Annotated in this window: 10 protein-coding genes; 1 reads left to right on the forward strand and 9 read right to left on the reverse strand. The window is 38.4% G+C overall.

Translation table 11 applies throughout. The features are described 5' to 3' along the window. Positions 1-95: 95 nt before the first annotated feature. The 6 genes from AC1DRF_RS10630 to AC1DRF_RS10655 form a co-directional block, all read right to left on the reverse strand. Positions 96-542 carry a GNAT family N-acetyltransferase gene (locus AC1DRF_RS10630; protein WP_230184498.1) on the reverse strand — a complete coding sequence of 149 codons (447 nt, stop codon included), beginning with the start codon at positions 540-542 and terminating at the stop codon, positions 96-98. 81 nt (positions 543-623) lie between these two features. Next, entirely contained in the window at positions 624-1,064 is a 441-nt protein-coding gene (locus AC1DRF_RS10635; protein ID WP_427075152.1) for a hypothetical protein, read from the reverse strand. A gap of 109 nt (positions 1,065-1,173) precedes the next feature. After that, entirely contained in the window at positions 1,174-2,163 is a 990-nt protein-coding gene (locus AC1DRF_RS10640; protein ID WP_043978303.1) for a glycosyltransferase family 2 protein, read from the reverse strand. Between the two features lie 12 nt (positions 2,164-2,175). Then, on the reverse strand, positions 2,176-3,861 hold the full coding sequence (locus AC1DRF_RS10645) for a DUF6044 family protein (RefSeq protein WP_097824431.1): 1,686 nt from the start codon (positions 3,859-3,861) through the stop codon (positions 2,176-2,178). A 37-nt stretch (positions 3,862-3,898) separates the two neighbouring features. Next, positions 3,899-4,321, reverse strand: a complete 423-nt coding sequence (locus AC1DRF_RS10650) for a GtrA family protein (RefSeq protein WP_013084632.1) — start codon at positions 4,319-4,321, stop codon at positions 3,899-3,901. A 159-nt stretch (positions 4,322-4,480) separates the two neighbouring features. Further along, a complete protein-coding gene (locus AC1DRF_RS10655) occupies positions 4,481-5,827 on the reverse strand; it encodes a metallophosphoesterase (RefSeq protein WP_477740716.1) in 1,347 nt (448 codons plus the stop codon). A gap of 200 nt (positions 5,828-6,027) precedes the next feature. Between AC1DRF_RS10655 and AC1DRF_RS10660 the strand changes: the two genes are divergently transcribed. Further along, positions 6,028-7,413: a protoporphyrinogen oxidase gene (locus AC1DRF_RS10660; RefSeq protein ID WP_230184500.1), complete on the forward strand. Its 1,386-nt coding sequence runs from the start codon at positions 6,028-6,030 to the stop codon at positions 7,411-7,413. 474 nt (positions 7,414-7,887) lie between these two features. On the opposite strand, the gene AC1DRF_RS10665 is transcribed toward AC1DRF_RS10660, so the two are convergent. From AC1DRF_RS10665 to AC1DRF_RS10675, 3 genes are all read right to left on the reverse strand, one after another. Further along, the gene (locus AC1DRF_RS10665; RefSeq protein ID WP_230184501.1) at positions 7,888-8,739 is read right to left on the reverse strand and encodes a VOC family protein; all 852 of its coding nucleotides are present in this window, start codon (positions 8,737-8,739) and stop codon (positions 7,888-7,890) included. 202 nt (positions 8,740-8,941) lie between these two features. Then, a complete protein-coding gene (locus AC1DRF_RS10670) occupies positions 8,942-9,880 on the reverse strand; it encodes an MBL fold metallo-hydrolase (RefSeq protein WP_043978291.1) in 939 nt (312 codons plus the stop codon). Between the two features lie 24 nt (positions 9,881-9,904). Continuing rightward, on the reverse strand, positions 9,905-10,548 hold a 644-nt coding region (locus AC1DRF_RS10675; protein ID WP_477740717.1), incomplete at its 5' end, for a DMT family transporter.

Below are 10,548 nucleotides of genomic sequence, written 5' to 3' on the forward strand. Positions count from 1 at the left end.
CTGTTTGGGCTACTTATTTACTTTTACTTTCATTACCGAACCTCATCGCATGTATAACATCTTATGTTTTATGGACTCGCTGACATTCATCAACGTTACGGACGTTTTGCCACTTGTAAGCTCATTGATATTTGTTTATCTACAAAGCCAAGTTCACGATACACATGCTGTGCAAAATTCCCAGCATGAACGCTGAGTCTGATTTCAGGGTATCCTTTGATAGACAATTCATTAATTGCTTTTTGCATTAACGGCTTGGCTAAACCTTTCCCGCGGTATTCGGGTACAACATATAATTCGTAGATAAATCCAATTTCTTCTTTTGAAAAGAAATCGGTAGATGGGCCGATAAGAACCCAGCCTGCGAGTTTATTTTCTTGTCTTAAAACTAAATAATAACAGCCTTTTTCAAAGGCACTACCAACTAGTTCATTTACGCGTTCAGCTGACGGATGAAACTGCTTCATCGTTCCTTCAAACAGCGCATCAGCAGATTTCGTCCGAATTTCCTGTAATTCTTCTTCAGTAGCTTTTGCAATCATTATGGATCTCTCCTTTCGTGTTCGTTTTCCACATGCGAGGATAAATTCCTGCAAAAAAAGTCTTCGCCTAAGCGAAGACTTTTATTTAAATTCAAAATGTTCTTGATGATTGCCTCGTTCGTCCGTCCAGTTAATCATAATGTCTAAACTTGCCGCTTTTCCAGGAACAGCAAAATTCGCGTAGCGAAAACGCTGACCGCTTTTGCTTAAGTTAGACCTTTCAATAGGAGAAAACAAGCTGTATTTCGCCTTATTTTTTCCTTCGTGCCGAAAAGCTTGGACCTGCACGCGCTCTACGTCTTTTCCAATGTTTTCAACGGTTAATCCATATGTATGATAGACGTTATTTTTCCACTTTAGCTGATTATCTCCCGTCATGCTCGCTTTTGTCAGTTCAACCGACCATTGTTCAGATGATTTCTTCATTGGAAGCTTCTCAATCGAAAGAGCGCTGACATGAATGGCTGTAAAAGCAAGCCAAACAAAACAAAAAGTGCTGACTGTATAAAATAGTCTTTTCATAGATTTTGATCTCCTTAGAAATTTTAGTAGTAGCATTTCCTGTTCACTCAAAAATTATGATAAACGCTTTAACAAAAAAAGCCTCTCCATTTAGGAGAAGCTTCTTAAATTAATGCATAAGCAAATCTTTTTGTTTGTCTAATGAGTGTTTTGTATATAAATCTCTTTCAATCGCATATTTAGGACGCTGTTTCACTTCGTTAAAAATCTTGCCAATGTATTCTCCGACAAGACCCATTCCCATTAGCTGCAAGCCGCCTACAAGCCAAATTGATAAAATAAGAGACGTCCAGCCGATTTGCGTATGATCTAAATATTTTTGAATCAGCGCATAAATACCAAACGCAATACTAAAGAGAAAAGAAGCTCCTCCAAGCAGCGTCAATAAGCGTATCGGCGCTACGCTAAAAGATGTAATTCCATCAAATGCAAAAGCAAGCATTTTCTTTAACGGATATTTTGATTCGCCCGCTGTCCGTTCTTTGCGGTCATATGTGACTTCCGTGGAGCGAAATCCTACTAATGGTACAAGGCCTCGTAAAAAGACGTTGCCTTCTTTATATTTCATAAGTTCACCAAGAGCACGTTTGCTCATGAGACGAAAATCGGCGTGATTTTGAACGAGCTGAATTCCTAGCTTATTCATAAAACGGTAAAACCCTACTGCCGTGGTTCGTTTAAAAAATGTATCAGTTTCTCTACTGTCTCGAACACCATATACGACTTCATACCCGAGCCAATATTTCTCTATAAAAGTACGAATAACGCTGATATCATCTTGTAAATCTGCGTCAATGGAAATGACGCAGTCAGATTGCTTATGGGCTGCTTCTAGTCCTGCGAGCAAAGCATTTTGATGTCCTACATTCCGCGCTAGCTTCAACCCTTTTACAAACAAATTGCTGCAGCTTTCTTTTTCAATAAGCGACCACGTGCTGTCTTTGCTTCCATCGTCTACAAATAAAATGGTACTTTCACTTGATACAAGACGTTCATTTATCAGTTCTTTTACTACAGTAGTTAATTGAAAAGATGTTTCTGTGAATACTTCTTCTTCGTTGTAACATGGAACAACAATCGTTAAAATAGGTCTGTTCATGTTATTGCCCCCTTACTTTGCTTCATATACATACACTTTCCAAGCGGACTGTTTATCGTTAAACGCTTTTAAAAAGTGCAAACCGTCACTTTCAGCATTTTCGATTGGCACAGCTGAAAAGATATAGCGACCGCCCATTTTTTTAAATTGGCTGATATTAAGCTGCAAATGACGGATTTTTTTCGTTGAGTCTTTTCGATAATCATATTTTTTCCCTAGCTCGCTAACAAACACATAGCAGCGGTTGCCCCAGTGATCATAGTAACTTTCTAACTTTTTATTTTTATCAAGCTCTTTGGCAATGATTTTGCGAAACTCATGTTTATACGTTAACGGATAGAAGTTGTTATACGTATCGAGCGTATAAAAGCCGTTATACTGAGCAATTGATGGATGAAGCCCAATGCTCGCTACCCGATAAGATGATTTAGGTTTCCCTATATATCTGCTGATTTCATCGAATTGATGGACAGCATAAAATTCTTTGACTGACGGCTCGTGATTGTAGCGATAATAAAGCTCAGGGTTCGCTATAAATAACACAAGCAGCTGTAAAATCAAACACACCCACACAAACTTTTTCCACGCCTTGCTCCGTTTCCATAAAACATAGCTGCCAACTGCAAACATCAAATAAATAATGAGCGGGCGTAAAAAATGAAATCTAGCAAAGTTAAACGTATTAAAAAGCTGATATTTTTCTTTTAACGGCTCCCATCCTTTATAAAACCAAAACGCATACCAAATCGACAGTAGGAGATTAAGAATAAATAACTGCAAAAACGTTTTTTCAAGCTTTCCTTTCTGATTCCGAGCAACAATCCACAGTACAATAAAAGAAAGCGGCAAAATGACAAAAGTATGAAGTGTCATTACATGTGTATGTCCAAGCGTATAGTTCTTAAAAGCAAGGCGAACGGAATGTCCGAAACTTAGAGTAGAGCTTAAAAATTCATTTCGACTCGTCGGGGCCTCGGGAAATAAAAGAGAATCAACAAGACGGTATTCAATGAGCAGAAAGACAGCGGTCATCGCTGCAATACTGCTTAAAAAAGGAATATTCCAAACTCGTTTTTTAACTGCATCTCTTAGCCACAGCATTCCCATCGCCGTTAAAAAGAAGAAAAATCCTAGAACAAAGCTCGCGTAAAACGGAAGTAATAAAAGAGTAAGCCATTCCTTCCACGTTCCTTCGCGGTTTCGAATGGTTAAAAACGCCCACAGCGCCAGCGGCTGTCCTAATGTACTCAGCATGCCCGAAGGCCAAAATGGCGTAAGTGCAAAAGCAAGTGATACAAGCACTCGAATCGCATAAGCATCCTCACTTTTAATAAAATGCTTTTTTAATAATAAGTACATTCCAATTAAAGCAAATACGCGCGTGATCGTTTGGCTGAGACTGTACGCAAGCATGGTCGGAAATAAACCATACAGCCACTGAATACCGCTAAATTCTGTTCCAAACGTATTCCTCGGCAATCCATTAATAATTTGAGGTAATACGGCATGACTGGAGCCAAACAGCTCTCCGCTTCGATGCAGAACTTTATACCACGTAATATTTGAGTCTAAATTATCGTGCACGCGTATATGTGAATTTTCCCCGAGCAAAAACATAGGGGATACATACGCAAGCAGCAAAAGGAAAGCGATAATAAGCAATGTTTTTTCTTTATTCATAGCTGTTTCTTTCTTCATCTGTTAACACCTATTTCCATTTCATAATTGCTAGAAGCTAATCGTGTACGACGACTGCTTCTTTTTTTGTATTGAATACAAAATATTTTTGACCCGTATAATTTAAAAGCGTATACAGACCTGTTCCAATTAATATACCGACGTCTTTTTTGAACGGACGCACAGCAGCAGGAAGTTGATGCAATAACCAGCTGGAGAACTGCAGTCCAATATAGTAAGACAAGCCGTAGCAAACGCCGATAACCAAAATAAAACGCAGTATGCTTGTAGATAAATGAACTCCGCTTTTAAACGTAAATATTCGATTTAACACGTAGCTGACCACTGCTCCTGCTGCGTTTCCGATAAACGTTGCTGCCCAGTAATGATGAAAAATATGAAGCAGCACATACATAATGGAAAGACCTACTGCTGTATTGACCAGTCCCACTACTAAAAAACGTACAAAAGATCCTTTCATACAAACTCCTTTTGATTTTTGATACTTTCATTAAAATTACATATTATGACTTTAAATACAGTTTCAGTGTAGCAACTCCACTTAAAAATCTAATGAAAATAACATTAAAAACAGATGAAAAAAAGCTAAAAGAATCAATAAAAATCAGGATTCTTTTAGCTATTTAGTAGAGCCTTCAATGATTAATTTTTGGTCGCTTTGATTGTCAAACGCATCCACTGCCGCTACTTCTATTTGATACGCAGTATGAGGCTGTAAACCTGATAACGGAAGACTTAGAACATCCGGAACGGGATCGCTGTAGTATTGAGAAAATGCATTATATGTTTTGACCACTTCTCCAGTTTGTTTATTTTTGACGGTAATGCGATAAGAATGAACCATCAGATTATCCACCGCTTGCGTAAACTGGATATACAGCTGATTCGATGAAGCTTTTTCTTGTATAACAGAAATAGTAGAGCTTGGGAGAAAAATCGGTTTTACTAAATCTCGTTCATTCGTGTAGTGAAACTTTTTTGCATCTGCAGGTATGTTAATTTCCCACGCTTCTCCTGTCCACTTATTTGCGTGAAAATSTCGCCTTTTAACGACTACTTTTCGATTATAAACCTCTACAAGAAGACCTTGACTCACATCTCGGTAGCCAGGAGGAAGTTCACCTTGTAAATATCCGGCACCAGGCCATATATACCGAACAGAAGACGTTGCAAGAGATGTAAAATCTCTTTGAAAAATAGTACGAGGATCGTCCAACGGATGGTGGGTATGACCAGAAAATGTAATGACTTGCGGATAAGGTTTTAACGTATTGTAAAGAAGCTGTTCATTCACCTCTATCCCCCATCTGTTTTTCCCGTACAGTGTATTGTTAATAGGCTGATGAATAAAGACAAAAATCGGTTTTTTAGGATCGTCTCGCTTTGCTATCTTCAACTGTTCAGCAAGCCAGTTAATTTGTTTGACTGAATAATCACCGGCGGTCAGACGGCTTTCTGTTCCAAGCATGATAAAATGATATCCTTTTATCACTTGATGAAAATAAAGAGCTTTCATTTTAGTTTTAGATAAAAAACGCTGCTGCGCTTGCTGATTAGTTACGCTGTCCCTGTATTCATGATTACCAATCGTAAAAAGAGATACGGCCTGCGGCTGTTTATTTTGATTATAAATAGAAAAAAAGCGGTCGTATTCTTTTAATGCGCCGGTATCAGCCAAATCTCCTACTACTACAAATGCATCTTGTTTCGGTGCCTGTTCATTTAATTGCGTTAATGCATGTTGAAAAGTACGCAAATCAAGCGTTCCTGTTTCCTTAATATGAACATCACTGATCACAGGAAAAACTAGCTTTGGTTCGATGTATCCGCTTCGTCCGCTCTTCTCTTCGGCTCGTACGTTTAAGGTAATACCGCATATAAGAACACTTATTAATACTAAAGCGAGCCAGTCTTTTTTCAGCGTTTCCATAAAACCGCCGAGCATGATGCTTCCTCCTTTCTTCACTGCTGCGTCTCAGTCATTTTCTCTACGTGTATGAGCTTTTATTTTATGTAATTTCAAAATATCTAATCGTATAGTTTCAATATTTCTTTTCGTGTTTGCACACACTATGTTCACAATCAATTCATTACACTTTTCCTAGTCATAGTGGTATGATTTTCGTATATTACAGACTAATTGTTGAAAATGTAGGAGTGAATATTTTGAAAACGGTCGCTGTTATTGGAGGAGGAATTACGGGCTTAACCACTCTGTACTATTTGCAGAAACTAAAACGAGAACGTAATCTCCCGGTTAAATTATTATTACTAGAGAAACATGCCTATTTAGGAGGGAAAATCAATACGCGTGAAGCTGGGGAATTTATCATGGAAACAGGGGCGGATTCTATTGTAGCTCGAAAAGAAAACGTTATGCCTCTGCTAGAAGAGCTGTACTTAACAAACGATTTAGTATATAACGAAACGGGCAAATCGTTTATTTACTCTGCTAATGAGCTGCTTCCAATTCCTGAAGATACCATGTTCGGTATTCCAACAAGCGTGGAATCTCTTTTTAAAAGCGAGCTGATTTCTTCAAAAGCTAAAATTACAGCTTTAAAAGACTTAATCACTAAAAATACAACGTTTACGAAAGACAGCTCAATCGGACTCTTTTTAAAACATTTTTTAGGAGAAGAGCTAGTAGAAAAGCAAATTGCACCTATTTTATCCGGCGTCTACTCTGGCGATTTAGACAAACTTACGATTTCTTCGACTCTCCCATATCTGCTCGACTACAAAAACACGTACGGCAGCATCATCAAAGGAATGGGAGCCAATGAAAAAAAATTCAAAACGGCAGGAAATAAAAAATTCATTTCGTTTAAACAAGGTTTATCAACGATTATTCACCGCTTAGAAGAAGAGCTTTCTGATGTAACGATTTTAAAAGATACGCCAACTACCAGCATAAAACAGGACGGTGAACGCTACCAAATCAGTACGCCGGGGCAAGCCTATTCAGCAGATTATGTGGTGTTAGCTACACCGCACACGGCTGCTCAGCACCTGTTGAACGATCCCGAATTAAACGAAGACTTTGAGCAGTTAAAAGATTCTTCTCTCATTAGCGTATACATCGGCTATGACGTTCCAGACGAATACCTTCCCGCTGAAGGCACTGGATTTATTGCTTCTCAATCAAGCAACTTAATCGCCAATGCCTGCACGTGGACGAGCAAAAAATGGGCTCACACTTCTAAGCGAGGGAATTTGTTAGTTCGCCTGTTTTATAAAAGTACGAGTCACCACTTTGACAGCCTGCGGACGATGTCAAAAGAAGAGCTGCTAGCAGTGGCACAAAAGGACATTGAAAACAGCTTAGGAATCAAAGAGGAGCCTATTGAAAGCGACGTAACCAATTGGGATAAATTGATGCCTACCTATCACCTTAAACACGGTGAACTTGTACGCAGCTTGACTCAAAAATTGCATGACAAGCACCCCGCTATTATATTAGCTGGCTGTTCTTACTATGGAGTAGGCATTGCAGCGTGTATAACAAACGGCAAACAAACGGCTGAAGCTATCTCTCAACAGTTGACTTAAAAAAGGTTTGAAAACAATAAAAGGCCTGAAAATAAATATATTATTTTCAGGCCTTTTATTACCTTTTCGTTAGCATATAAAGCTACTTTCCTTACTATTAACAACTCTTTTATCGCTTTTCTTTTTGCAAAGCAGCAGTAGCAAACAATACAAGATAGCGCTCGTCTGAAGTTAATCTAAGCCAATGTTTCACTTTATATCTCACAGGTTTCCGCTCCCTTCTTTCAAGGTTTTATATGAAAAGACTTTATATAAAAATTCAATAACGATAAGAAATGATGCTTGATATGTATTTTATTCCCACGCCCGCTTGTTTACAAACTTTTTTAAACGTAAGACTCTTCGTTTATTTCCCTGAAAATAACACCGTTTTCGCCATTATCATCTTACTATTTGAGAAAAAAGTGTACATTTCTTTCCTATTTTGACGAACATTGCGATAAATAAAAGCTGCCAATTGCGGCAGCTTTTATGTTAAAGGACTAATCTAATTATATTGCCTGATGGATCTTTTGTGATGAAATCTTGGTTTTCTTTAGACACAGCTGCTCCGATTTCACGAAGCTTATTTATTGCCTGCTCCCTTTCTTCTTCAGCTGGAAAAACAAGTGTAAATGACTCTAAACCAACGCTGCTTTCAAGAGGACTAGGCGCTCCAATTCCATTCCAAACGTTTAGTCCGATGTGATGATGATAGCGCCCAGTTGAAATAAACAATGCTTGATTATGGTAATTGCTCACAACCTCAAAACCTAATCCATTTCGATAAAAGTTTTCCGTTTGCTCTAATTCAGAAACGTGAAGATGAATATGTCCCATTAAGGTAGCAGAAGGTAATCCTGTCCATGGTTTACCGTTTCCTTCAGCTAATATCGCTTCTGCATCTAAAGGTTTTGTAGCCATTACTACTTCACTGTCATTCCATTCCCATGTACTTGACGGACGATCTCGATAAATCTCTATGCCGTTTCCATCTGGATCTGCCAAGTACAGCGCTTCGCTCACTAGATGATCAGACGCCCCTTGAAGCGGATAACCGCTATTTAACAAATGCTGCAGTATACTTCCTAAATCAGAACGAGTCGGCAACAATAGAGCAAAATGATATAAGCCTGTTGTACGAGGCTGTTTTGCTGTAACGTTTTCCGGCTGTTCAATCGATAACAGCGCCGTGCGTCCATCAGCTGTTAACAGAGCTTTGTTTTCTTTTCTCCCTAAAAGTTTAAACCCGATTATTTGCTGATAAAAAGCAAGTGAACGCTCTAAATTTTCTACTTTTAAATTTACTTTCCCAACAAATACATGAGGTGCACGGTGAAAGTTCATGATTATTTCTCCTTTTGAATGTATCATTTTTTAATCAACTTACTTTATGTAACTTATTATATTTTTATAACTTTATTTCGTCAAGTTATTTATTTTACTATCATAATTTAAAACTTATATCACTGCACAACCAATTGAATAAGCCCGCCTGCTCATAACATAGTATGAACAGGGGGGCTTATTTATCATTAGGCATAAACTATCAAAACAGTTCTCTGCTTTTGCGTTTGACATTTCCATTAACAAAATACTGTATTCTCTCTTTTTGCTCATTTGTTGGTTTTTTATACGTTTCACATTCAAACTGAAAACATGCTTTTTCTAAATCGACTTCATTTCCTACAATTTCTCCAATCGCACTCAATTGGTTTAAATCTTGCCAAAGTTCCTCAGGAGTTTCAGGGTCAAAATGAGATGAGAGATAATACTGCGCATCATATTTTTTAAGCTCTCTCTGAATCCGCTCAAAGTCTTCTTTATCATAACTCCAGTCACCGCTATAAAAATCTGGACATAGACAATCACCTAAAAACAGGACTTTTTCTTGGGGTATGTAGACAATGGACGAGTCCTGCGCGTGTACTCCGCCAATATGCTGAATGCAACAAGTGATTCCACCTAGGTCAACTTCCATATGATGATGAAACGTTACGTCCGGCTCCTGTAAAATTAACGTCTCTCGACTCGGCATTTCTTTCTTGATCATATCCCGGCAAAACTCGATTTCCTCCCCCTCCTGGACGCGTTTATCCAAGGAATCATCGTCCCAGCGCAGTGTCTTTAAATAGGCCAGCTTTTTCTTTGTTAAATGATGGCTGATTGTATACTTATTCATTGCATGAATACCAAATGTATGATCCCAGTGCCAATGCGTAATAGCTACTCCTTTGATTGGAGGGACGCCCATTTTTTCCACTTCTTCTAAAAATGATGATGCATGCGCAGGAGAATTCCCGGCATCTACGATGAAACTATACTTCTCCCCGCAGATAAGCCCGAGCACCGGCCGATCCGTTTCTTCAGAATGAGGAAAGTAATAAACATGGTCCGTTAGTTTTTTCAGCATATTTACACCCGCTTTATGTAGTTTAATAAAAGCCTCTTTACCAAATGGTAAATAATGATAAATAAACTGTATCATACTCGGTGCTGCTTGCCTATCCAATTAGCTGATATTGGACTTTTCTTGAAGAGCCATGACTTTTTCCGGCTCTGCTGCTTTGTACTTTAAGAAGATCATCACACTAATCATCACAATCATTCCTCCCACTAGCTGAGAAACAGTTGTCATTTCTCCAAGCAAGAAATAAGCGAGAATGATGGCACCAATTGGCTCGCCTAAAATAGCCATTGAAATTGTCGTAGCACCTACGTACTTTAACAGCCAGTTAAATAAGGCATGACCAAAAATATTAGGAATAAGCGCTAAAAGCAAAAAGATCCACCAATCTTTTATGTCATATTGAGTCAGCGATACATTTGTACAAATATTGTAGACAAATAGAACCAGGCCACCGATAAAAAAAACGGCGAAGCTATAGATGATTGAAGGCATTTTCCTGCATAATTCTTGCCCCGCGAGCATATGAACAGAAACAGCTACTGTACCTAAAATAGAAAGTAAGTCTCCGTAAAGAGCCGTTTTGGTTACTCCGATATCTCCCGATGCAATAATTACCGAGCCGCTAACAGCAATTAAAATGCTGATGATTCCTACTTTGCTTGTTTTTTCTTTAAATAAAAAATAAGCTCCTATCACTACGAAGACCGGCTCAAGCGCAGTCAAAATCATAGCGCTAGCAACTGTTG

The sequence above is a fragment of the Priestia sp. P5_B4 genome (assembly GCF_056400385.1).